This is a genomic window from Bradyrhizobium sp. CCBAU 21365 (assembly GCF_015291305.1).
Taxonomy (GTDB): domain Bacteria; phylum Pseudomonadota; class Alphaproteobacteria; order Rhizobiales; family Xanthobacteraceae; genus Bradyrhizobium; species Bradyrhizobium elkanii.
Genome location: NZ_CP030036.1, coordinates 9,267,459 through 9,289,171, shown reverse-complemented (window position 1 = coordinate 9,289,171; position 21,713 = coordinate 9,267,459). Strand labels below are relative to the sequence as shown.

General features: G+C 65.6%; 23 protein-coding genes. 13 read left to right on the top strand and 10 right to left on the bottom strand.

Going from position 1 to position 21,713, the window contains the following annotated elements:
* Positions 1-126 precede the first annotated feature (126 nt).
* The 6 genes from XI02_RS43940 to XI02_RS43915 are packed head-to-tail and all read left to right on the top strand — an operon-like array spanning position 127 to position 6,280.
* Entirely contained in the window at positions 127-1,641 is a 1,515-nt protein-coding gene (locus XI02_RS43940; RefSeq protein WP_069280563.1) for an amidase, read from the top strand.
* A 42-nt stretch (positions 1,642-1,683) separates the two neighbouring features.
* Positions 1,684-2,541, top strand: a complete 858-nt coding sequence (locus XI02_RS43935; RefSeq protein ID WP_018269185.1) for a branched-chain amino acid ABC transporter permease — start codon at positions 1,684-1,686, stop codon at positions 2,539-2,541.
* 4 nt (positions 2,542-2,545) lie between these two features.
* Entirely contained in the window at positions 2,546-3,763 is a 1,218-nt protein-coding gene (locus XI02_RS43930; protein ID WP_018269184.1) for a substrate-binding protein, read from the top strand.
* A gap of 7 nt (positions 3,764-3,770) precedes the next feature.
* Positions 3,771-4,865 (top strand): branched-chain amino acid ABC transporter permease, encoded by a 1,095-nt coding sequence (locus XI02_RS43925; RefSeq protein ID WP_244980892.1) that lies wholly within the window; start codon positions 3,771-3,773, stop codon positions 4,863-4,865.
* On the top strand, positions 4,852-5,586 hold the full coding sequence (locus XI02_RS43920; RefSeq protein WP_018269182.1) for an ABC transporter ATP-binding protein: 735 nt from the start codon (positions 4,852-4,854) through the stop codon (positions 5,584-5,586). The genes XI02_RS43925 and XI02_RS43920 overlap by 14 nt, the downstream gene beginning before the upstream one ends.
* Complete coding sequence (locus XI02_RS43915; protein WP_038387036.1) at positions 5,579-6,280, top strand: ABC transporter ATP-binding protein; 702 nt, start codon at positions 5,579-5,581, stop codon at positions 6,278-6,280. Before XI02_RS43920 ends, XI02_RS43915 begins: the two co-directional genes overlap by 8 nt.
* Before the next feature lie 6 nt (positions 6,281-6,286).
* Here XI02_RS43915 and XI02_RS43910 read toward each other — a convergent pair whose 3' ends face one another.
* From XI02_RS43910 to XI02_RS43900, 3 genes are read right to left on the bottom strand one after another with little or no spacing between them, the layout of a single operon-like run.
* Positions 6,287-6,775 (bottom strand): DUF3147 family protein, encoded by a 489-nt coding sequence (locus tag XI02_RS43910; protein ID WP_069280516.1) that lies wholly within the window; start codon positions 6,773-6,775, stop codon positions 6,287-6,289.
* Positions 6,772-7,119, bottom strand: coding sequence for a DUF3147 family protein (locus XI02_RS43905; protein ID WP_016843568.1), 348 nt, complete (start codon positions 7,117-7,119; stop codon positions 6,772-6,774). Before XI02_RS43905 ends, XI02_RS43910 begins: the two co-directional genes overlap by 4 nt.
* Entirely contained in the window at positions 7,116-7,739 is a 624-nt protein-coding gene (locus XI02_RS43900) for a phosphatase PAP2 family protein (protein ID WP_172646375.1), read from the bottom strand. The genes XI02_RS43905 and XI02_RS43900 overlap by 4 nt, the downstream gene beginning before the upstream one ends.
* Positions 7,740-7,937: 198 nt before the next feature.
* On the opposite strand from XI02_RS43900, the gene XI02_RS43895 reads away from it, so the two are divergent.
* On the top strand, positions 7,938-9,014 hold the full coding sequence (locus XI02_RS43895; protein ID WP_172646376.1) for a flavodoxin family protein: 1,077 nt from the start codon (positions 7,938-7,940) through the stop codon (positions 9,012-9,014).
* Between the two features lie 169 nt (positions 9,015-9,183).
* Positions 9,184-9,414 (top strand): hypothetical protein, encoded by a 231-nt coding sequence (locus tag XI02_RS43890; RefSeq protein ID WP_069280513.1) that lies wholly within the window; start codon positions 9,184-9,186, stop codon positions 9,412-9,414.
* Positions 9,415-9,851: 437 nt separating this feature from the next.
* On the opposite strand, the gene XI02_RS43885 is transcribed toward XI02_RS43890, so the two are convergent.
* The 4 genes from XI02_RS43885 to XI02_RS43870 form a co-directional block, all read right to left on the bottom strand.
* Entirely contained in the window at positions 9,852-11,345 is a 1,494-nt protein-coding gene (locus XI02_RS43885) for a murein L,D-transpeptidase family protein (protein ID WP_172646377.1), read from the bottom strand.
* A gap of 229 nt (positions 11,346-11,574) precedes the next feature.
* Complete coding sequence (locus tag XI02_RS43880) at positions 11,575-12,537, bottom strand: acetyl-CoA carboxylase carboxyltransferase subunit alpha (RefSeq protein ID WP_018269178.1); 963 nt, start codon at positions 12,535-12,537, stop codon at positions 11,575-11,577.
* A gap of 265 nt (positions 12,538-12,802) precedes the next feature.
* Complete coding sequence (gene xerD / locus XI02_RS43875; RefSeq protein WP_172646378.1) at positions 12,803-13,786, bottom strand: site-specific tyrosine recombinase XerD; 984 nt, start codon at positions 13,784-13,786, stop codon at positions 12,803-12,805.
* Between the two features lie 16 nt (positions 13,787-13,802).
* Positions 13,803-13,949 carry a hypothetical protein gene (locus XI02_RS43870; protein ID WP_016843561.1) on the bottom strand — a complete coding sequence of 49 codons (147 nt, stop codon included), beginning with the start codon at positions 13,947-13,949 and terminating at the stop codon, positions 13,803-13,805.
* Between the two features lie 145 nt (positions 13,950-14,094).
* Between XI02_RS43870 and XI02_RS43865 the strand changes: the two genes are divergently transcribed.
* The 3 genes from XI02_RS43865 to XI02_RS43855 all read left to right on the top strand — a co-directional run bounded on the left by XI02_RS43865 (position 14,095) and on the right by XI02_RS43855 (position 17,290).
* Positions 14,095-14,727, top strand: a complete 633-nt coding sequence (locus XI02_RS43865) for a shikimate kinase (RefSeq protein ID WP_172646379.1) — start codon at positions 14,095-14,097, stop codon at positions 14,725-14,727.
* Positions 14,724-15,866, top strand: coding sequence for a 3-dehydroquinate synthase (gene aroB, locus XI02_RS43860; protein ID WP_172646380.1), 1,143 nt, complete (start codon positions 14,724-14,726; stop codon positions 15,864-15,866). Before XI02_RS43865 ends, aroB begins: the two co-directional genes overlap by 4 nt.
* 116 nt (positions 15,867-15,982) lie before the next feature.
* Positions 15,983-17,290, top strand: a complete 1,308-nt coding sequence (locus XI02_RS43855; RefSeq protein ID WP_016843558.1) for an HlyC/CorC family transporter — start codon at positions 15,983-15,985, stop codon at positions 17,288-17,290.
* Between the two features lie 178 nt (positions 17,291-17,468).
* Here XI02_RS43855 and XI02_RS43850 read toward each other — a convergent pair whose 3' ends face one another.
* Both XI02_RS43850 and XI02_RS43845 read right to left on the bottom strand, forming a co-directional pair.
* Positions 17,469-17,918: a hypothetical protein gene (locus tag XI02_RS43850; protein WP_069280507.1), complete on the bottom strand. Its 450-nt coding sequence runs from the start codon at positions 17,916-17,918 to the stop codon at positions 17,469-17,471.
* 118 nt (positions 17,919-18,036) lie between these two features.
* Positions 18,037-18,312 carry a BolA family transcriptional regulator gene (locus tag XI02_RS43845; RefSeq protein WP_172646381.1) on the bottom strand — a complete coding sequence of 92 codons (276 nt, stop codon included), beginning with the start codon at positions 18,310-18,312 and terminating at the stop codon, positions 18,037-18,039.
* Between the two features lie 109 nt (positions 18,313-18,421).
* On the opposite strand from XI02_RS43845, the gene XI02_RS43840 reads away from it, so the two are divergent.
* On the top strand, positions 18,422-19,060 hold the full coding sequence (locus XI02_RS43840) for a J domain-containing protein (protein WP_016843555.1): 639 nt from the start codon (positions 18,422-18,424) through the stop codon (positions 19,058-19,060).
* A 257-nt stretch (positions 19,061-19,317) separates the two neighbouring features.
* Here the strand turns inward: XI02_RS43840 and XI02_RS43835 are convergent, their stop codons facing one another.
* Positions 19,318-20,412, bottom strand: a complete 1,095-nt coding sequence (locus XI02_RS43835) for a citrate synthase/methylcitrate synthase (RefSeq protein WP_172646382.1) — start codon at positions 20,410-20,412, stop codon at positions 19,318-19,320.
* Between the two features lie 76 nt (positions 20,413-20,488).
* Here XI02_RS43835 and XI02_RS43830 point away from each other — a divergent pair, with 76 nt between their 5' ends.
* Positions 20,489-21,712, top strand: coding sequence for a citrate synthase family protein (locus XI02_RS43830; protein WP_194483344.1), 1,224 nt, complete (start codon positions 20,489-20,491; stop codon positions 21,710-21,712).
* The last annotated feature ends 1 nt before the right edge of the window (position 21,713 follow it).

Sequence of the window (21,713 nt, the reverse complement as noted above, 5' to 3'; positions counted from 1 at the left end):
ACTTGAAAAGGAAAATATTTCCGTTTTCAATACAGCAACGGGGTGAGCGGTTCGCGCGGGCAACGCGCCGCTGCACCCTGCGTCGAGGGATCAAATCCAAAGATCAAAAGCTATCAGGAGAGCGCCGTGACCGTCGTCCTTCCCACGCCAACACAACTTCGTGCCGTCGCCGAGCAGTGCGGCCTGTCACTGACCGATGAGGATGTGGCCTCGTTCCGCGGCCTGATGCAGGGCTCGATCGACGCCTACAACGTGATCGCCGCGATGCCGGACGAACTGCCCAAGGTGAAATATCCGCGCACGCCGGGCTATCGCCCGTCGGCGGAGGAAAACCCGCGCAACGCCTGGTACTACAAGTCGACCGTAAAGGGCGCAGCGTCCGGCAAGCTCAAGGGCAAGACGGTGGCGCTGAAGGACAACATCATGCTGGCCGGCGTGCCGATGACGAACGGCTCGTCGACGCTGGAAGGCTATATCCCCGATTTCGACGCCACCATCGTCACGCGCATGCTCGATGCCGGCGCCGAGATCGCCGGCAAGACCCATTGCGAGCACTTCTGCCTGTCCGGCGGCAGCCACACCAACTCCTACGGAGCGGTGCACAATCCGCACAAGATGGGCTACTCGGCCGGCGGCTCGTCGTCGGGCTCGGGTGTCGTGGTCGCGCTCGGTGAGGTCGACATGGCGATCGGCGGCGACCAGGGCGGCTCGATCCGCATGCCGTCCTCGTTCTGCGGCACCTACGGCATGAAGCCGACCTGGGGCCTCGTGCCCTATACCGGCATCATGCCGATCGAGATCTTCGTCGACCACACCGGACCGATGACCGCGACGGTGGAGGACAACGCGCTGCTGCTTGAGGTGATCGCCGGCGACGACGGCTACGATCCGCGCATCAAGGCGCCCAAGGTCGAGGATTACACCAAGGCGCTGGGCAAGGGCGTCAAGGGCATGAAGATCGGCATCCTCAAGGAAGGCTTCGAGCAGCCGACCGCGGAAGCCGCGGTCAATGAAAGCGTGCGCGAGGCGGCCAAGCGCTTCAAGGACCTCGGCGCGTCGGTCGACACCGTGTCGATCCCGATGCACATGGTCGGCCCCGCGATCTGGACCCCGATCGGCACCGAAGGCCTGACCCAGACCATGATGTTCGGCGACGGCTACGGCCTCAGCCGCCCCGACCTCTATTCGACCTCGCTGATGGATTTCCATCGCGGCTGGCGCCGCCAGGCGGACTCGCTGTCGGAAACCACCAAGCTGTTCATGATGCTGGGCACCTACATCAACAACAGCTTCGGTCCGCGCTTCTACGGCAAGGCGCTCAACATCTCGCGCCGCCTCACCGCGGCCTATGACAAGGCGTTCAAGGATTATGACCTGCTGCTGCTGCCGACCACGCCGATGAAGGCGCCGGCGCTGCCGGCGGCCAATGCCAGCCGCGAGGACTATGTCGCCCGCGCGCTCGAGATGATCACCAACACCGCGCCGTTCGACATCACCCATCACCCGGCGATGTCGCTGCCCTGCGGCATGGTCGACGGCCTGCCGGTCGGGTTGATGCTGGTCGGCCGGATGTTCGAGGAATCCACCATCTACCGCGCCGCCCACGCCTTCGAGCAGGCCGGCGACTGGAAGAAGATGTGAGGCGCCGCTTGTTGCAGACGCAGGCTGGATGGATCGAGCGCCATGGCTAGCACTTTTGCCGCGGCGTTCGAGATCGTGAGCTTCGGCGCGATCATCGTGCTGGTGGTGCTCGGGCTCGGCATCATCGCCAGCATGATGGGCATCTTCAACTTCGCGCAGGGCGAGTTCGTCCTGCTCGGAGCCTATGTGACCTATCTGGCCTACGCCCATGGCGCGCCGGTCTGGGTCGGCATGGTCGCGGCGCCCTTCGTGGTCGGCGCGATCGGCTTCGTGCTGGAGGCGCTGATCATCAGGCGGTTCTACGCCGCGCCGATTGTGGCGATGCTCGGCACCTATGCGCTCGGCCTGATCATCCGCGAGAGCGTGCGCGGCCTGATCGGCGGCTTCTATCTCACGGTGCCGGAGCCGATCGGCGGCTCGATCGACCTCGGCTCGGTCCACATCTCGGCCTGGCGCTTCACCATCATCGTGATCACGCTCTTGGTGATGGGCGCCTGCTATCTCTTGCTGGCGCGCACCTCGTTCGGGCTTCGGGTCCGCGCCACGCTGGAGAATCCGGCGCTGGCGCGCGCATCGGGCATCTCGACGCCGCTGATCTACGGGGCGACCTTCGCGTTCGGCGCGGCGCTCGCCGGGCTTGCCGGCGCGCTGATCGTGCCGGTGTTCAGTCTGTTTGCCGACCTCGGCATCCGCTTCCTGATCCAGGGCTTCGTCGCCGTGATGGTCGGCGGGGTCGGCTCCTTCATCGGTCCGGTCGCCGGCGCCGGTGTGATCGGCACGCTCAGCGCGGCGCTGCCCTGGGTGATGTCTCCGGTCGTCGCCGACGTCCTCGTCTTCGTGCTCGCCATTGCCTTCATCAAATTCCGCCCGCAGGGCCTCATATCGGGAAAAGGGGTTTAGTCAGATGTTCGATCGCACCAATCTCTCGCGCCGCCGCTTCATGAGCAATTTCGCCTTCGCGACCGGCGCGCTCGCGACCGGGGTCGGCAGCTGGGTGGTCAGGCCCGACTGGGCCAACGCCGCCGAGGGACCGATCAAGGTCGGCATCGCGACCGACCTGACCGGCCCGATCGCCTATGCCGGCAACGCCGACGCCAACGTCGCCAAGATGGTGATCAAGGAGATCAACGCCGCCGGCGGCCTGCTCGGCCGGCCGCTCGAGCTCTATATCGAGGACACCGCCTCGAACGAATCGGTCGCGGTCGGCAATGTCCGCAAACTGATCCAGCGCGACAAGGTCGACATGGTGCTCGGCGGCATCACCTCGTCGATGCGCAACGCGATCAAGGATCCGATCGTGGCGCGCGGCAAGACGCTCTACATCTATCCGCAGCTCTACGAGGGCAAGGAGTGCACGCCCTATCTGTTCTGCACCGGACCGACGCCGGCGCAACAATGCGACACCTTCATCCCCTGGCTGATCAAGAACGGCGGCAAGAAATTCGCGCTGCCGAGCGCCAACTATGTCTGGCCGCACACGCTCAACGTCTACGCTCGCAAGGTGATCGAGTCGAACGGCGGCGAGGTGGTGTTCGAGGAGTATTACCCGCTCGACCAGGTCGACTTCTCGGCCACCGTCAACCGCGTCATCTCCAACAAGGTCGACGTCGTTTTCAACACCGTGATCCCGCCCGGCGTCGGTCCGTTCTTCAAGCAGCTCTATGAAGCCGGCTTCCTCAAGAACGGCGGGCGGCTCGCCTGCGTCTACTATGACGAGAACACGCTCAACATCAACCAGGCCAACGAGATCGAGGGGCTGGCGAGCTGCCTCGACTATTTCAAGGTGCTAACCAAGGAAGATCCGTTCGACGCCAAGCTGCAGGCGGCCTATGAAAAGGATTTCCCCGGCAACTTCCTGTTCGCGGCCGGCAGCGCCGCCACCGGAACCTATCGCGGCCTCAAGCTGTGGGAGGCGGCGGTCAAGGAGGCCGGCAAGGTCGATCGCGACTCCGTTGCGGCCGCGCTCGACCACGCCAAGATCGCCGAAGGGCCGGGCGGACCCGCGGAGATGGTGCCAGGCAAGCGTCACTGCAAGATGAAGATGTACACCGCTGTTGCCAAAGGCGGGAACTATGAGATCGTGGCGCGCAGCGACGGTCTCGTTGATCCCAAGGAATGCTGAGCGATCAATGGTTGGAGCAAGAGAAGCGGTCGCACGCGTCGGTGAGGAACCAGATGCCGTGACGGGCGAGGGTGCACCGGCCGCAAGCGCGCCGGCGGGACGGACGTCGGCAGGATGGAAGGTCCTGCCGATCGTGGAGGGGCTGGTGCTGTTGATCGCACTGGTCCTGCCATGGGTGCTGCAGGATTATCTCACGGTGTTCGCCACCCGCGTGGTGATCCTCGCGCTGTTCGCGCTGTCGTTCGACCTGGTGTGGGGCTATGCCGGCATCATGAGCTTCGGCCAGGCGCTGTTCTTCGGCGCCGCCGGCTACGGCGTGGCGCTCTTGGCACGCGACCTCAACGTCACCTCGATCCTGCTGATCCTGCCCGCCGGCACCTTGATCGGGCTCACTGCGTCGCTGCTGCTCGGCGGCTTCCTGCTGCTCGGGCGCTATCCCTCGAGCGTGATCTTCGTCTCGCTCGGCACCCTGACCGGCTCCTATGCCGCGGACCGGTTGGCGCGCGGCTGGTACTATCTCGGCGGCCAGAACGGCATCCCGTCGATCCCGCCGCTCACCCTCGGCAGCTACGAGTTCGAGGAAGGGCCGATCTACTACTACATGGTGCTCGGCATCCTCGTGGTCGTCTATCTGCTCTGCCGCTTCCTGGTCCGCTCGCAATTTGGCCTCGCGCTCGCGGGGCTGCGCGAGAACGAGCAGCGCATCGCCTTTTTCGGCTACAAGGCGCAGCACCTGAAGGCGATCATCTTCGCGGTCGGCGGCACCATCGCCGGTCTCGCCGGCAGCCTCTATGCCTTCCACGAGGGCTTCGTCTGGCCCAACATGCTGGGCGTCGTGTTCTCGACCCAGGTCGTGCTCTACGTTTTGTTCGGCGGCTCCGGCACGCTGATCGGCGCCGTGATCGGCACCGTGATCATCGAGGGCGTCAGCTTCTGGCTGTCCGACAATTACCGCGACGTCTGGCCGATCATCCTCGGCGTGCTGCTGCTGCTCGTCATCATGTTCCGGCCGCTCGGGCTGATCTCCTTCGTGCTCGGCGAGCGCGAGCGGGTCGGCAGTTTCGGCAAGGCCCCGAAGGAGACCGGCAATGCCGCTCCTTGAGGCGCAAGGGATCAGCAAGGTGTTCGGCAAGCTCACCGCGCTCGACGGTGCGGCGCTGACCGTCGGCGAGAACGAGTTTCACGGCCTGATCGGCCCGAACGGCTCCGGCAAGAGCACGCTGATGAAATGCGTTGCCGGCGCCGAGGTGCCGACCACGGGCAAGGTCTCCTTCGTCAACACCGACATCACCGCGTTCACGCCGACCGAGCGCGCCCGCGCCGGCATGAGCCTGAAGTTCCAGATCACCTCGGTGCTGCCGACGCTGACGCTGTACGACAACATCCTGCTGGCGCTGCAGGCGCAGTGCTCGCTGTTTGATCTGGTGCTCTCGCGCACCCGCAAGAGGCTGCACGATCAGGTGATGACGATGCTGACCCAGTTTCGGCTCGCCGATCGCGCGCATGATGCCGCCGCGGCGCTGTCGCATGGCCAGCAGCAATGGCTCGAGATCGCGATGGCGCTCGCCGGCAAGCCGCGGCTGTTGCTGCTGGACGAGCCGACCGGCGGCATGAGCCTCGAGGAGCGCCGCGTCACCGGCGAGCTGTTGCAGCCGATCAAGCAGCATTGCTCGCTCGTCATCGTCGAACACGACCTCGATTTCATTCGCGACATCTGCGACCGCCTCACCGTGCTCGACCAGGGCAAGGTGCTGGCCTCGGGGACGGTCGCGGAAATCCAGGCCAACAAGAGCGTCCAGGAGATCTATCTTCGCCGTGCCTGAGCAAACCTTCCTCGATATCCGGCATCTCGATGCCGGTTATGGCCGCAGCCAGGTTCTGTTCGATGTCAACATCGGCATTCCCTGGCGCGGCGGCGTCGCCGTGCTCGGCCGCAACGGCGCCGGCAAGACCACGCTGATGAAGACCATCGTCGGCGAGCTCGCAAGCTCGCAAGGCGAGTTGTTCTTCGACGGCCGCGACATCACGCGCCGCCGCACCGAGGAGCGGGTGCGCTCCGGCATCGGCTATGTGCCGCAGGAGCATTCGGTGTTCGCCCGCCTGTCGGTGCGCGACAACCTCGCGGTCGGCTCGCTGTTCAATCCGGATGCCAGCGCGGTCGATCGCGTGCTGGCTATCTTCCCGAAACTCGGCCAGCGGCTCGACCAGCCGGCCGGCACGCTGTCCGGCGGCGAGCGCAAGATGCTGGCGATCGGCCGCGCCATGCTCGGCAATCCAAAACTGCTGCTGCTGGACGAGCCGACCGAAGGCGTCTGGATCGGCGTGATCGAGGAGATCACCGAGCGGCTGATCGAGCTCGCCAAGAGCATCTCGGTCGTGATCGTCGAGCAGCATCTCGACCTCGCGCTGCGCGTTGCCGACTATGCCTATGTGCTGGACCGCGGCCGCGTCGCGCTGCAGGGCGGCGCGAGCGAGGTGCGGAGCGATCCGGAACTGCTGCGCTATCTGGCGCCGTAGCAGGCTTCAATGCGGCAGGCGGTCGGCCTTGCGGCCGATCACGCCGTCGCCCGGCGTCCGCGTCCGCCGTGCCGATCGCATCTCGCGACGCACATACCAGGCAGCGACCGAGCAGATCAGCCAGGCCAGCGATGCGGCGATGAAGGCGGCCGGCACGCTGCGGTCCACCGTCAGCGCGTAGACGATGGCAAATGCCAGCATGCCGACCGCGCCGAGTGCTGCGCCTGCGGCATCGAGCGCCGCGGCCTGCTGCCCGCGCCACGTGCCATCGAGGCCGGCGTTCCGCTTGCGGCGGATTTCATGCTTCTCGATCAAGGTCGCGCTGGCGCAGAAGATGGCGGGGAGTGCAAGAAAGGCGCCGCCGACATAGGCGCCGCAGGTGCTGCTGATCAGGCCGGTCAGGACGGTGACGCCGCCACCGAGCACGAAGCGGATCAGATATTCGGTCCAGCGGCTTTCCCTGAGCGAGGACAGTGAGACGCGGACCGGTGTCATGCCTGCCCTCCGGCAACGCCCAGCAAGCCGAAGACGATCGCGAGCCAGACGACAAGCGCCAGCAAGGTGGCGGGGGCAGCGCGGAGTCTTGCGCGAATCAGCAGTTGGCAGACCACGAAGCTATAGATGGCCAGCGCAACGGCGCCGGCCATCATCGCGCGGCTCTGCAGGCCGGCGTAGTCGGCGCCGTGCTGGTACACGGCGATGCCGAGGGTGGCGAGCGCAACCGACGGCGCCGCGCCGAACAGGCCGGCAAAGCTCTTTGGACGCAGAATGTCGCCCAGCATCGCGAAGGCCGACACCACGGCTCCGCCCACGAGAAAGCGGATGACATATTCGCTCATCGCGCCTTGCCCCGCGGCGGATCGTGACCGGGATAGCCGGTCCACAATCGCAGCAGCCGCTCGAGAACCGCCCCGAGCCCAAATCCCGCGATCACGTCGCTCGTCCAGTGTGCGAGAACCACAATGCGCGTCAGCGAAAGGCCGATCGCGACGGACTGGATCGCGCGGCGCGCGCCGGCGGGCAATGTCGCGGCCGCCGACGCCAGCGCGCCCATATGCAGCGCGTGGCCGGATGGGAAGGCGTCGTCGCGCTTGCCCGAGATCGGGATGCCGTTGGCGTGGCCGGTCACGGTCAGGCGATCCGGGCGGGTCTGGTTGAACAGCAATTTCAGGCCATGCGGCAGCAGCGATGCTGCGACCGTCACCAGCAGCACGTGATTGCCGGCGCGCTCGAGCGAGGCACCGCGCCCGCGTGAGGCGAGCCAGCCGGCGGCGGCGAGCGCAAGCAGGACCTTTTCGTCAGCGCCCCAGGTCAGTCCGCGGGCGATCTCTTCCGGCGCAGGTGCGGTGTTGCGGGCGATCGCACGCGCGATCATGGTGTCCGCCGCGGTCGGGCGAATGGTGATCGGGAAGGGGGCGCCTTGATGGCGGCGTGCGCGAACTCTGGCTGTCGTATGCATGGTCAGGTTCCCATCCAACGCGCCAGCCGCGGCATGGGTCCTAACAGGGCATGCAAGGAACCAAATGCAGATCGATGCTCTTGAACTCTTGCCCGTCTCGACCTGATCCCAAGGCTCAATTCCGAGGCTTCATCCCGAGGCTTCGCGCGCCAACCGGGATGCACGGCGGGCGATGGCTGTTCTCAGGGAGAGGTGTCGATGACGGAGCCGGACGTTCGCAAGGGGATGCCGCCGGTCAAGCTTTCGCGCGATGAATTCGAGCGGCGCTACCGGATGCGATTTGCCGATCCGGTCTTTCAATCCATGCAGACGGAGCTTGCGACGATCATCGCCGGCGCCTGGGACGCCTATCGTCATTCGCGCAAGGCGCCGGTTACCCGCAAGGCCGGCCCCGGCTTTGCCGATCCCGACTATGATCTCGCGGTCGATTGGCTGTCCGCGCGCGATGCCATCGATGAAGCGCAGCGCAGGCACGACGATCCAAACGAGGCGCCGCATATCCTGCTGATCAACGGCTCCTCGCGCAGCGAACATACGTGTCCCGGCGAGATGTCGAAAAGCTGGCGCTTGGTCGAGATCGCGGAGGCCGCCTTTCGCGAGATGGGCCTCGCGGTCGATGTGCTCGATCTGTCGCGGCTGACGTCCGAGTTCGGCAGGGAGATTCATCCCTGCAAGTCCTGCGTCTCCACCTCGATGGCGCTCTGCCACTGGCCGTGCAGCTGCTATCCGAACTACTCGCTCGGGCAAACCGACGACTGGATGAACGAGATCTATCCGCTGTGGGTGCGCGCGCACGGCATCATGATCATCTCGCCGGTCAACTGGTACCAGACGCCGACCGGGCTCAAGGCGATGATCGATCGCCTGGTCTGCGCCGATGGCGGCAATCCCGATCCGACCTCAACCCACGGCAAGACCGCGAGCGAAGCCAAGGCGCTCGAACTCAAGGGCTGGCCATACCCCAAGCATTTGCGCGGCCGGCATTTCGGCATCGTGGTCCACGGCGACAGCGTCGGTGCGGAAACCTGCCGTCGCTTTCTTGCGGACTGGCTCACCGACATGGAGTTGATCTCGGCCGGCGGCAGGGCCGAGATCGATGGCTATGTCGGCTACATGAAGCCCTATGCGATGTCGCATCGCGATCTCGACGACGACAGGGCCTTCCAGGAACAGGTGCGCAATGTCGCGCTGGCGCTCGGCGCCGCCGTCGACCTCGCGCGCACCGGGCATCTGGAAGATCCCGGCAAGGGGCTCGAGGACCCGCGGCCGAAGTAGGGTGGAATCCGAGTTCCCAAAGGAACGAAGCGCCCCGGCTGCCCGTTAAAGCATGATCCGGAAAAGTGCGAAGCGGTTTTCCGAAAAGATCATGCTCAAACAAAGAGCTAAAGCGCGATGACGATTCAACCTAATCACATCGCGCTTTAGGCCGCGGGAGGAAGTCACAATGCGCTATATTTCGATTGCAGCTCTTGTTGCGGCTGCCGTGATGAGCAGCGGTGCCGCGTTGGCGCAGCATTCCGGTACGCCATCGGAACAGAACGCATGTTCGCGCGATGCCCAGCGTTTCTGCCGCAAGGACCTCGGCAATGACGGCGCCGTGCAGAACTGCCTGCAGATGAAGCGGGCCAGCCTGAGCACAAGCTGCAAGAAGGTTTTCGAAAGCCACGGGATGTAACGGTCAGCGCGCACGCGAAGGTGACGGAGCGTGGTGTTCGAACCTGCGAGCTGGCGGTGCGGCAGCGACGAGGCGTCTGCGCGCGGTACTGACGCCCTGGGTGCGATCGGCACCCGGCGGAAAGAAGAGCAAAGCTCGGGCAAATCATGTCGCGAGAACGTCGCGGTGTGACTCACAGACAGCGCCACACATTCAGTGTCGTCCTGGCGAAAGCCAGGACCCATTACCCCAAATGAGAGTTATTGCGCGACGCTGGGGCCACGATCCCATTCACGATCAAGTTCGGTGGTTATGGGTCCTGGCTTTCGCCAGGACGACGACAATATTTGCGGCGGCGGCGCACAACAGACCGCAATTGCGCACCAGGCAGGGACGACACTGTGAGCTGCTTGAAATGCTTATCGCAAACGACCGGCGGCGCGTAGGTGCCGCCCTTGCTACTTCACCGCCGAGAAGCGGGTGTCGAACGAGTTGGTCTGCACCACAGGCGCGGAGCCGGCGAGTTGGGTCGACGACGTCGGGGCCGGCGCGGCTGCGGCGGTGGTGACCTGCGGCTTCGGCGCGGGTTTGGCGGCCTGCTTCGGCTCAGCCTTGGGGGCGACGCGAACCACCGATTGCGGCTTGGCCTCGGCGACCTTCGGCTTGGCCGGTGCGGCAGCGGCCGGAGCCGGCGGCGCGGTCGTCTTGCTGGCGTCGGCGGTGCCGCCGATGCCGACCTTGCGCGCGAAGCTGGAGAAGAAGCCTTCGGATTTGTCAGAGGTGGATTTGTCAGAGGCGGATTTGTCTGACGCGTTCGCCGAGGCAACGCGGGTGCTGGCCGACGGCGTGGTGGACGACGTTGTCGCCACGACCGGCTCTTCCTGCTGGACCGCGAGATTGGGCTTCGGCGGATTGACCGTACCGGGGATCGTGCCGGGCGCGCGTGCCAGCGACATCGACGCCAGCGCCTGGCTGTCGCCGCCTTCGGAGAGGCCGGTGTTTCCTTCCGGAATCTTCGAGGCGAAGATCGCGTTCATGCCGCCGTCGATGCCGGTGTTGAGGCGCGCAACGGGCGTACCCTTGGACACCAGCTTGGCGGTCTCGGCGGCGTCCTTCTGCTCCTTCTCGTGCACGGCGCTCGCGATCTCCTCGGGGATCACATAGGCCGGGCACTTCGCAGAGGCGTCGAACACCGGATCGCGTGTCGCGCCCGGCGCCTTCACCGCGTCGAACACGTACTTCTTCTCGCAGAAATCGACCCTCGGCTCCTGCTTCGTCACCTCGAAATGATCGTAGCCTTCCTTGATCATCTTCCAGAACGGCATGTTCGGATTGTTGCGGTGCTTGGCCATGTTCACCGGCGTCATCCGGAACGGATAGGCCTGCAGCTGGAACGCCTTCTGGCCGCCGAAGAAGGATTCGCGGCCGAGCGAATAGATTTCCGCGATCTGCTCGTCGGTCATCGCGTAGCAGCCGCGCGAGGAACAGTCGCCATGCACCATCAGCTGCGAGCCGGTGCGGCCGAACGCCTTGTCGAAGGCGTTGGGATAACCGGTGTTGAACGACAAGTAATAGGCCGATTGCGGGTTCATCTGGCTCGGGTTGATCGAGTAGAACCCTTCGGGTGCCTGGCGGTCGCCCTCGCGGACCTTCGGACCGAGATCGCCCGACCAGCGGCAGATCGGATAGGTCTTGAGCAGCGCGAACTGGCCGGAGCGGTTTTGCTTCCAGACCTCGAGCTCGGCCTCCTGCTTGAACAGCCGCACCAGGATCGGCGACTGCATGTCCATGTCCTTTTCGGTCATGGCAGCGACGAGCTTTGGCGGGACCGGCTGGTTGGCCTTGGCGTTTTGCGCGAGCGAGATCTGGTCGCTGTCACAACCGGCGAGCATGACGCCTGCGGCGAGGACCGCCGAGGTCAGAAGCGCGCGTACGAGCGTGCGATGAGTCAAGTCCGAGCTCCACACCCACCGGGCGATTTTCGCGACCCCAACACGGCGAATATGCCCTGAAGCCATTGTCTAAAATATTAGCCTTCGACGACCCCTGCTCGCAACCTGAACCGGGGCGGACAGCCCTCACGGTAGCAGGCATGGTTCAAGGAATGTTAAAGACCCGGCTCGGGGCCCAATTAGGGCAAAATTGGTCGATTTGGGCGAAAAATCGGGCCGTTTGGGCGCCTCAGCCGAGCTTGCGGCCGATGTCGAGAAACTTCTGTCGCCGCTGTTTGCGAATCGCGTCCGGATCAAGATTTCGTAGGTCGTTGAGCGCCTGGGCGATGGCATCGCCCGTGGTCGCGATCATCGCGGCGGGGTCGCGATGCGCGCCGCCCGAGGGCTCCTTCAGGATCTGGTCGATCACGCCGAAGCGCAGCATGTCCTGGGCGGTGATCTTCATGCTGTTGGCGGCTTCCTGCGCCTTGGTGCCGTCGCGCCACAGGATCGAGGATGCCGCCTCCGGCGAGATCACGCTGTAGATCGCGTGCTCCATCATCAGGACGCGGTTCGCCGTGGTGATGGCGATGGCGCCGCCCGACATGCCTTCGCCGGTGACGATCGCGACATTGGGCACGCCGAGCGACAGGCAGGCGTCGGTCGAGCGGGCGATCGCCTCGGCCTGGCCGCGCTCTTCGGCGCCGATGCCGGGATAGGCGCCGGCGGAATCGACGATCGACAGCACAGGGATGCCGAACCGGTCGGCCATTTCCATCAGGCGCACCGCCTTGCGGTAGCCTTCGGGGCGCGCCATGCCGAAATTGTGCTTGATGCGGCTCTCGGTGGTGGCGCCCTTTTCCTGGCCGACCACGCAGATGCTCTCGCCGCGGAAGCGGCCGAAGCCGCCGACCAGGGCCTCGTCGTCGGCGAATTTGCGGTCGCCGGCCATCGGCGTGAATTCGGTGATCAGGCCGCCGATGAAATCGGTGAAGTGCGGCCGCTGCGGATGCCGCGCCACCAGCGTCTTCTGCCACGGCGTCAGATTGGAATAGAGCTCGGTGAGCGCCTGCGCCGCCTTGTCCTCGATCCGCGCGACCTCGTCGCCGATGTCGCTGCCGCTCGCGGCAAGCGCACGCAACTCGTCGATCTTGGATTCAAGCTCGGCGACGGGTTTTTCGAAGTCGAGATAGCTGCGCATCGGGTCGGGCATCAACTCAATATAGGGAGGAACGGTGCGAGGGGCGAAGCGGTTTCGGCGTCGGAAAGAGAAGCTTTGTAACTTCAAACGGTTAACGCGCATCCGGGTGGAATGCACGCTTCGGGATCGCAAGCAGGTGACGCTCTTTCTGCGGAGACGAAGCGGAAGTCAAGGCGGATTGCTCGTAGCCCGGATGGAGCGAAGCGCAATCCGGGAAGCTATATCGGCGGAAATACCAATCCCGGATTTCGCTGCGCTTCATCCGGGCTACGGTCCGCTACGATTTCTCCGCCAACGGATGCAGGTCGCGGACCAGGCTCTTCAGCCGCTCCTCGACCACATGGGTGTAGATCTGGGTGGTCGAGATGTCGGTGTGGCCGAGCAGGGTCTGGACGATGCGCAGGTCCGCGCCATTGTGCAGCAGATGGCTGGCAAACGCATGACGCAGCACGTGCGGGGAGACCAACCGCGGCGCAAGGCCGGAGGCGCCCGCGAGCTCCTTCAGGTCGCGGGCGAAATGCTGCCGGGTCAGATGACCGCTCTCGCCGGAGGACGGAAACAGCCATTTCGACGGCGCGGCCTTCTTCGCCTTCGGCTGCATCACCTCCAGCGCGGCGAGATAGTCCGCCATCGCCTGGCGCGAGGCGTCGTTCAGCGGCACCAGCCGTTCCTTGTTGCCCTTGCCGCGCACCACGATCATTCGCGCATCGCGCCGCGCCGCGGAGACCGGCAGCGACACCAGCTCGGAGACGCGCAGGCCGGTGGCGTAGAGCACCTCGAGCAGGCAGTAGAGCCGCAGCGCGCGCAGCCGCTGCGCCGGCGAGACGTCGGTCTGGGTCAGCTCCTTGGCCCGGGTCAGCATGCGGTCGACGTCGGCGATCGACAGCACCTTGGGTAGGCCGCGGCCGCGCTTCGGGCCGGACAGGATCGCGGCCGGATCGTCGCTGCGGACCCGCTCGTTGAGCAGGAAGCGGTAGAGATGCCGCATCGCCGACAGCCGCCGCGCCACGCTGGTCGACTTGAAGCCGCGGGTATCGAGGTCGGCGAGGTAGCCGCGCAGCGTCTCGGTGTCGGCGCTCGTGAAGTCGGCGCCGGCATGGCCGAGGTAGTCGGAGAAGTCGGTGAGGTCGCGCCGGTAGGCGTCGAGCGTGTTGGCGCCGGCGCCCTGTTCCGCGGCGAGCATGTCGAGGAACAACGCGGTCAGTTTGGCGTCGGAGGACTTGGCGAGGGTCTTGGCGGGATGTTTGGCAGCAGCGGGCATGCCAGAATCATAGCGCCTATTTCTTGAGGAACTTATCCGGTGGGATGGTCACCGTCATTTCCCGCGGTTTCGGGTGCACGAAATTCGCCAGCGCGAAGACGATGCCGTAGCCGATCCCGAAAATCACGGCGACGACCGTCAGGAAGCGGAACAGGCTGGGCATGGAGGCGACTCGGGCGGCGAATTAACCAATGAAATCATCCAACATGTTCCCCGCGCGGTTGCAAGAGTCGCTGGTAAGGGTGTCGCCGGGGGTAGTATAGGTGGCTCGAATTCCGAACAATTCGTCCCAATATCCGAGCTTTTTGATGTCCGACGCAGCCGTACCGGCGCCCACCCACCCGACCCTGGAGGCCGACATCGCGGCCGTGCTGGGGACGCGGTCGATCGTGCTGGTCGGCATGATGGGGGCCGGCAAGTCGACCATCGGCCGGCGGGTGGCGGCGCGGCTCAAGCTGCCGTTCGCCGATGCCGACACCGAGATCGAGGCGGCGGCGCGGATGACGATCCCGGAGATCTTCGAGACTCACGGCGAGCCCTATTTCCGCGACGGCGAGGCGCGGGTGATCGCCCGCATCCTCGATAACGGCCCGATCGTGCTGGCGACCGGCGGCGGCGCCTTCATGCGCGAGGAGACCCGCAACCGGATCCGCGACCGCGCGATCTCGATCTGGCTCAAGGCCGACAGTGATATCATCATGCGCCGGGTGCGCCGCCGCGCCGACCGCCCGCTGTTGCACACCCCCGACCCCGAGGCGACCGTCAACCGCCTGCTCAGCGAGCGCGAGCCGGTCTACGGCACCGCCGATTTGACGATTGCCTCGCGCGACGTGCCGCACGACCGCATCGTCGACGAATGCCTCGAGGCCCTGCATGCGCATCTGTGCGGTGCGCGCCCGGCCGACGAGCCACCATCTGATGGATTGAACGCGACCTCATGACTGCGCCCTTGAAACACTCCGCCTCCGTTACCGTCGACGTCGCGCTCGGCGACCGCGCCTATGACATCGTCATCGGCCGCGGCGTGTTGCAGTCGCTCGGCGAGCGTGTCGCGGCGCTGCGGCCCGGCGTGCGTACCGCCATTGTCACTGACCGCACCGTCGCCAAGCACTGGCTGGAGCCGACCGAGGCGTCGCTCGCAGCGGCCGGCGTGCCGACGTCGCGGATCGTCGTCGAGGAGGGCGAGGGTTCGAAGAGCTATGCCACGCTGACCGAGGTCAGCGAAGCGCTGATCGCGGCGAAGATCGAGCGCAATGACCTCGTGATCGCGCTCGGCGGCGGCGTGGTCGGCGATCTCGCGGGCTTCGCGGCCGCGATCCTGCGCCGCGGCGTCGATTTCGTGCAGGTGCCGACCTCGCTGCTGGCGCAGGTCGATTCCTCCGTCGGCGGCAAGACCGGCATCAACTCGTCGCAGGGCAAGAACCTGATCGGCGCGTTCCACCAGCCGGTGCTGGTCATCGCCGACACCTCGGTGCTCGACACGCTGTCGCCGCGCCAGTTCCGCGCCGGCTACGCCGAGGTCGCGAAATACGGCATCCTCGGTGACGAGGCCTTCTTCGCCTGGCTCGAGAAGAACCATGCCGACATCTTCGCCGGCGGCGCCGGGCGCGAGCACGCGATCGCAACTTCCTGCCGTGCCAAGGCCGGCGTTGTGTCCCGTGACGAGCGCGAGACCGGCGAGCGGGCGCTGCTCAATCTCGGCCATACCTTCGGCCATGCGCTGGAAGCCGCAACCGGCTTTTCGGACCGACTGTTCCACGGCGAGGGCGTCGCGGTCGGCATGGTGCTGGCGGCGGAATTCTCGGCGCAGCTCGGCATGATCTCGTCCGACGATGCGGGGCGCATCGCGCGTCATCTGTCCGCGGTCGGATTGCCGACGCGCCTGCAGGATATCGCAGGCTTCGCGCAGGAAGGTCTTGCCGACGCCGACGCGCTCCTGGCGCTGATGGCGCAGGACAAGAAGGTCAAGCGCGGCAAGCTCACCTTCATCCTGCTGGAGGCCGTCGGCCGCGCCGTGATCGCCAACAATGTCGAGCCGCAGCCGGTGCGCGACTTCCTGCAAGCCAAGCTGAAGGCCTAGAGCGGGATGAACTCTTCGGATCGTCATCCCACTCTATTCTTTTTGATTTGAGCATGATCTTTTCGGAAAACCGCTGCACATGTTTCCGGATCATGCTCTAACCACGGATCAATTCAGTGGGATGGTTCACCTTCTCGATCGTGCTGCTCTGTCTCTTCATCTCGGCGTTCTTCGCGGCGAGTGAGACGGCGCTGACCGGCGCCTCGCGCGCCAGCATGCTGCGGCTGTCGAAGCAGGGCAACACCGATGCCGGTGTGGTGTCGAAGCTGTTCAACATGCGCGAGCGCATGATCGGCGCGCTGCTGCTCGGCAACAACATCGCCAATATCGGCGCCTCGGCGCTGGCGACCGGCGTGTTCACCGCCTGGTTCGGCGACGTCGGCGTGCTCTACGCCACCGCTGTCATGACCGTGATGGTCGTGGTGTTCGCCGAGGTGCTGCCCAAGACCATCGCGATCAACGCGCCCGACCGCATCTCGCTGTTGGTCGCGCGGCCGATGCGGCTGACGATCTTCGTGCTGGGGCCGCTGCTCACCATCATCGAGACCATCGTGCTGGCGCTGATGAAGCTGCTCGGCATCAAGGTCGGGGCGCATCAGGCGGTGCTGTCGCCGACCGAACGTCTGCGCGGTGCGGTCGATCTGTTGCATCACGAGGGCAAGGTCGAGAAGCAGGACCGCGACATGCTCGGCGGGTTGCTGGATCTCAGCGAACTGCAGGTCTCCGACGTCATGGTCCATCGTACCGAGATGACCATGGTCAACGCCGACCTGCCGCCCGAGGAACTGGTGCGCGAGGTGCTGGCGAGCGAATATACCCGCATCCCGCTGTGGCGGGAGAAGCCGGAGAACATCGTCGGCGTGCTGCACGCCAAGGACCTGCTGCGCGCGATGCGCGCCAACGACGGCGACATGTCCGCGATCGATGCCACCGCGATCGCGCTGCCGCCCTGGTTCGTGCCGGAGATGCGTCCGGTCTCCGAACAGCTGAAGGCGTTCCGCCGCCGCAAGACCCACTTCGCGCTCGTGGTCGACGAATATGGCGAGGTCGAAGGCATGGTGACGCTGGAGGACATCCTGGAGGAGATCGTCGGCGACATCTCCGACGAGCACGACGTCGTCGTTGCCGGCGTGCGCGCCCAGCCGGACGGCTCGGTCGTGGTCGACGGCTCGGTGCCGATCCGCGATCTCAACCGTGCGATGGACTGGCGCCTGCCGGACGAGGAGGCGACCACGGTCGCCGGCCTCGTGATCCACGAGGCGCGCTCGATCCCGGAGCGCGGCCAGAGCTTCACCTTCCACGGCTTCCGCTTCCGCGTGCTCCGCCGCGAGCGCAACCGCATCACCGCGCTGCGCATCGTCGCCGTCCCGCGCGAGACCGAACTGGACGAGAAGAAGCCGAAGCGGGCGGGGACGGCATTCTAGGGCTGGGCGGCAAGCGCAACTCGACCCTATCACCGTCACCCCCGCGCAACGGCTTCGCCGTTGTCGCTGGAGGAGCGCGTAGCGCGTCTCGAAGGGTCGACGGCCATCGGCCGGGCCGTGCATCCTTCGAGACGCGCTGCGCGCTCCTCAGGATGACGGGTCTGATGGATGTGCCTCGCTACTCGATATCGATCGAGATACCCGACAGCTTCCAGGCGCCGTCGGAGGGGATGAAGCCGAGCTGATACTTCACCTGCTTGGGCGTGGTGTCGAAATGCCCCTTCAGCCGCAGCACGCCCTTGTCGTCGACCTTGGCGTCCTCATCGAGCACGATCGGCTTGGCCACCACGGCGTCGAACACCGCATGCTTGTCGACCAGATCCTTGAAGATGGTCTTGAGCTTGTCGGGCGGAAACTGGTCGCGGAACGGCTTTGAGATCTTGGCATGGAACACGGTGAAATTGTTGGCGGCCACCGCATCATTGAGCGACACCAGGATGCTCTTGATCAGCACCTCCTGGACGAACGGGCTCGGCATGTCCAGCGCCGAGGCCGGGCGCATCGCGCTGATCAGGAGCAGGCCGGCGGCGGTGACGATCGACCGGAAACGTGGCCAGCAAGGGATCATCAATGGCCCCATATCATGCGTGGCGGTGCAATCCGTGGTTTCACCTGCTCGCCTATGGAGCAGGTCCATCCTGTTCTCATAAAGGAAAACCACCGCTTCGTCTTGAGGCAAGCGCGAACTAGCGCGGCTTTTCCCCGGGGCCGTGGGCGTGGATCGCCAGCGCATGCACCGAGCCGGCGAGTTCCTCCGCCAGCGTCGCATTTATCATGCGATGGCGTTCGATCCGGCTCTTCCCTTCGAAGGCCGGAGACACAATATATACCCGGAAATGCGTCTCTCCGCCTGGCCTGTGGCCGGCGTGGCCCTCATGCAGATGTGACTCGTCGACCACGTCGAGGCTTTCCGGCAAGAAAGCTTCACGCAACTTGTTTATGATAGCGTCTTTGGTGTTCATGGCGGCGGAGTTAGGTTCGCGACAGCTTTTCGTCAATGGTGCAAGCGGGAAACGAGGTCTGCGCAATGTCAAGACTTGAAGATTTGTGCATTGCGTAGTCAAAGAGAACATGCCGATCGATTCATCAAAATTCTTCGACTCCATTCGCATCAAGCCGACCAAGGTGAGTGCGAAGCGCCAGGCGCAGGCCGGCGAGCAGGCTGTGACCTGCGAGTGGGCGGGTTGCCAGAACAAGGGCGCGCACCGCGCCCCGAAAGGCCGCGAGAATTCGCGCGAGTATTGGCACTTCTGTCTCGATCACGTCCGCGAGTACAACCAGTCCTACAATTTCTTCCAGGGCATGAATCCTGACGACGTCGCGCGCTACCAGAAGGACGCGCTGACCGGCCACCGTCCGACTTGGAAGATGGGTGCCAACAACGGCAAGAAGGGCGACAGCGGTCTCGATGCCGCTTCCGATCCGTTCCACGTGTTCTCCGAGCTCAACGGCCGTGGCCGCTGGCGCCCCGGACCGGGCGGCGCGGAGCCCAAGCCCGAGACCCGCAAGGTCATGAACGCCGAGCGCAAGGCGCTGCAGGTGATGGGGTTAGGGGCCGAGGCGACGCTCGAAGACGTCAAGTCGAAGTACAAGGCGCTGGTCAAGCAGCACCATCCCGACGCCAATGGTGGCGACCGTTCCACCGAGGATCGCCTGATCGAGATCATCAAGGCGTACAATTATCTGAAGACCGTGGTGCGCGAGGCCTGAGGTCTTGCCTTCGTCGCCCCTGCCTAGTGCGCAGTTGCGCACGGAGCAGGGGCCCCATAACCACCGGCCGTTATCGTTTGCACAAGATGTCTGCCCGATTGCCCCATCGATGGGCCGCGGCGTATGGGTCCCGGCCTTCGCCGGGACGACGGCGGAGTATGTGGCTCCGCCATCGTCCAACGGTGCAGTTTTGTAGCCCGGATGAAGCGCAGCGCAATCCGGGCTCTTCCATCCGGGCTAGGGTTCGCGGTTAGCTCTCACCCCTTCGGCATCGCCCCGACATAGGACGAGCTCGGCCGGATCAGCCGCCCGGTGCGCCGCTGCTCAAGCGCGTGCGCGGTCCAGCCGGCGGCGCGGGCCACCGCGAAGATTGGCGTGAACGCCTGCCGCGGGATTTCCAGCCCATCGAGCAGGATCGCGGTGAAGAACTCGACATTGGTCTCGAGTGGTCGCTCCGGATTCTTCTTCCGCAGCGCCTCGCGGATATAGGCCTCGACCTCGGCGGCAAATGGCAGGTCGGCACCACTGGCCTCGAGGCGCTCGATCGCGACCTTCAGCACGTCGGCGCGCGGGTCGCGCACGCGATAGACGCGGTGACCAAACCCCATCAGCCGTTCGCCGTGCGCCAGCGCGCCGTCGACCCAGGGCTTGATGCGCTCGCGCGTCCCGATCGCGTCCAGCATCTCGAGCACCGGCTCAGGTGCGCCGCCATGCAGTGGGCCGGTCAGCGCGCAGTAGCCGCCGGTGATCGCCGCGAACAGATCGGCCTGGGTGGACGCGATCACCCGCGTGGTGAAGGTCGACGCATTCATGCCGTGGTCGCATACGGTGACGAGATAGGCGTCGAGCGCGGCGACCTCGCGCGGCTCGGGCTTGCGGCCCAGCAGCATCCACAGCGTGTCGGCGGCGTGGCCGGCATTCGGGTCCGGCGCGATCGGGTCATGCCCTCTGGCGTGCTGGACCAGGGCGCCCGCGATCACCGGGAAGGCGCCGACGATGGTCGCCTCGTGCTCCAGCCCGTTCTCGCCGCGAAGGCCGGCGATCGCCGCGCGGAAGCCGTCGACGATCGACATGCCGCGCGTCGCCGGCAGCAGGTCCGGCAACCGGGCGAAGGCGCGTTCGCGGGCGGCGCCAAGGCTGGCGCGGACATTGGCTTCGCTCAGCGCCTTGCCGGTGGCGCCGTTCCACAGCCGCGCGGTGACGCCCTCGAAGCTCGACTTGCCCGCGAGGTCGGCGACGTGCTCGCCGGCGATGATCAACTCGCCGCGCTCGCCGTCGACATGGCTCAACACGGTCTCGGCGGCGGGAACGCCGTCCAGACCGATCTGGCTCTTGGTGAGATGCATATTCATGGCCTGATCTCCTTGCTTCACCCCTTCAAGGTCAGGCCTCTCGACGAGTTGATCAATCTTGATTATATAAATCAATATGAAAAAATCCGCCGAGCTCTATCTCTCCGCCCGGGAGGCCGCGGCCGAACTCGCGATCTCGCCGGCGACCCTCTACGCCTATGTCAGCCGCGGGCTGATCCGCTCCGAGCCGTCGCCGGATTCGCGCAGCCACCGCTACCGCGCTGAGGACATCAGGGGGCTGAAGGAGCGCCGCGTGCCGTCGCCGGAGCCGCGCGGCTTCCGTAATTTCGACGCCGACCTGCCGGTGATGGATTCGGCGATCGCGACCATCACCGAGCTGGGCCCGATCTATCGCGGCGTCAACTGCGTCGATCTCGCCGAGCGCGACACGCTGGAGCACACCGCGACGCTGCTGTGGGACGTCGCCGGCGTCGATCCGTTCGCACCGGACAATTGTCCGCAGGTCTCGGACGAAATGCGCGCCATCGCTGAGGCCGCGCGCCGCGCCCAGCCGATCGACCGGACGGTCGCCGTGCTGGCGCTGGCGGCAAGTGCCGATCCCGGCGCCTTCACCCGCGCGCCGGACGGCCGCGCGATGGTCGGCGGCCGCATCCTGCGGCTGCTGGTCGCGACCATGCTGAACGCTGCGCCATCGAACGAGCCGCTGCACGAGCAGGTGGCGCGGGTCTGGACGCCTGACAACAAGCACGCGCCCGACCTGATCCGCCGCGCGCTGGTGCTGCTCGCCGATCACGAACTGAATGCGTCGACCTTCACCGCGCGCTGCGCGGCATCGACCGGGCTCAATCTGTACGACGCTGTCATCGCCGGTCTCGTCGCGTTGAAGGGACCGATGCATGGCGGTGCCGGCGTGCTCGCCTCGCGCCTCGTCAAGACGATGCTCGACAACGACGTTGCGCCGGTGGTTCGCGAGCGCGTCGCGCTTGGCGAGCGTTTCGCCGGCTTCGGGCACGGCGTCTACAAGAAGGGCGATCCGCGCGCGATCTCGCTGCTCGAGGCCCTGACGCGGGCCGGCGCGCCGCGCAAATTCACCAGGGAAGTGCCTGACAGAATCGCGGAGGCGACCGGCGAATTCGTCAACATCGACTACGCGCTGGCGGTGCTGGTGCATGCGCTGCGGATGCCCGCGGGCAGCGAGCTCGCGCTGTTTGCGATGGCCCGCAGCGTCGGCTGGATCGCGCATGCCAGCGAGCAGCTTCAGCATGGCAAGCTGATCCGGCCCCGCGCGCGCTATGTCGGTCCGGCACCCGGGCGGGCCGGTACGACCAATAGTATTTAGC

Excerpts from the sequence above, each read along its gene's own strand:
- XI02_RS43935 (WP_018269185.1), top strand. The coding sequence starts at position 1,684 with ATGGCTAGCACTTTTGCCGCGGCGTTCGAGATCGTGAGCTTCGGCGCG.
- XI02_RS43930 (WP_018269184.1), top strand. The coding sequence starts at position 2,546 with ATGTTCGATCGCACCAATCTCTCGCGCCGCCGCTTCATGAGCAATTTC.
- XI02_RS43925 (WP_244980892.1), top strand. The coding sequence starts at position 3,771 with ATGGTTGGAGCAAGAGAAGCGGTCGCACGCGTCGGTGAGGAACCAGAT.
- XI02_RS43920 (WP_018269182.1), top strand. The coding sequence starts at position 4,852 with ATGCCGCTCCTTGAGGCGCAAGGGATCAGCAAGGTGTTCGGCAAGCTC.
- XI02_RS43910 (WP_069280516.1), bottom strand. The coding sequence starts at position 6,775 with ATGACACCGGTCCGCGTCTCACTGTCCTCGCTCAGGGAAAGCCGCTGG.
- XI02_RS43905 (WP_016843568.1), bottom strand. The coding sequence starts at position 7,119 with ATGAGCGAATATGTCATCCGCTTTCTCGTGGGCGGAGCCGTGGTGTCG.
- XI02_RS43900 (WP_172646375.1), bottom strand. The coding sequence starts at position 7,739 with ATGCATACGACAGCCAGAGTTCGCGCACGCCGCCATCAAGGCGCCCCC.
- XI02_RS43895 (WP_172646376.1), top strand. The coding sequence starts at position 7,938 with ATGACGGAGCCGGACGTTCGCAAGGGGATGCCGCCGGTCAAGCTTTCG.
- XI02_RS43890 (WP_069280513.1), top strand. The coding sequence starts at position 9,184 with ATGCGCTATATTTCGATTGCAGCTCTTGTTGCGGCTGCCGTGATGAGC.
- XI02_RS43880 (WP_018269178.1), bottom strand. The coding sequence starts at position 12,537 with ATGCCCGACCCGATGCGCAGCTATCTCGACTTCGAAAAACCCGTCGCC.
- xerD (WP_172646378.1), bottom strand. The coding sequence starts at position 13,786 with ATGCCCGCTGCTGCCAAACATCCCGCCAAGACCCTCGCCAAGTCCTCC.
- XI02_RS43870 (WP_016843561.1), bottom strand. The coding sequence starts at position 13,949 with ATGCCCAGCCTGTTCCGCTTCCTGACGGTCGTCGCCGTGATTTTCGGG.
- XI02_RS43865 (WP_172646379.1), top strand. The coding sequence starts at position 14,095 with ATGTCCGACGCAGCCGTACCGGCGCCCACCCACCCGACCCTGGAGGCC.
- aroB (WP_172646380.1), top strand. The coding sequence starts at position 14,724 with ATGACTGCGCCCTTGAAACACTCCGCCTCCGTTACCGTCGACGTCGCG.
- XI02_RS43850 (WP_069280507.1), bottom strand. The coding sequence starts at position 17,918 with ATGATCCCTTGCTGGCCACGTTTCCGGTCGATCGTCACCGCCGCCGGC.
- XI02_RS43845 (WP_172646381.1), bottom strand. The coding sequence starts at position 18,312 with ATGAACACCAAAGACGCTATCATAAACAAGTTGCGTGAAGCTTTCTTG.
- XI02_RS43840 (WP_016843555.1), top strand. The coding sequence starts at position 18,422 with ATGCCGATCGATTCATCAAAATTCTTCGACTCCATTCGCATCAAGCCG.
- XI02_RS43835 (WP_172646382.1), bottom strand. The coding sequence starts at position 20,412 with ATGAATATGCATCTCACCAAGAGCCAGATCGGTCTGGACGGCGTTCCC.
- XI02_RS43830 (WP_194483344.1), top strand. The coding sequence starts at position 20,489 with ATGAAAAAATCCGCCGAGCTCTATCTCTCCGCCCGGGAGGCCGCGGCC.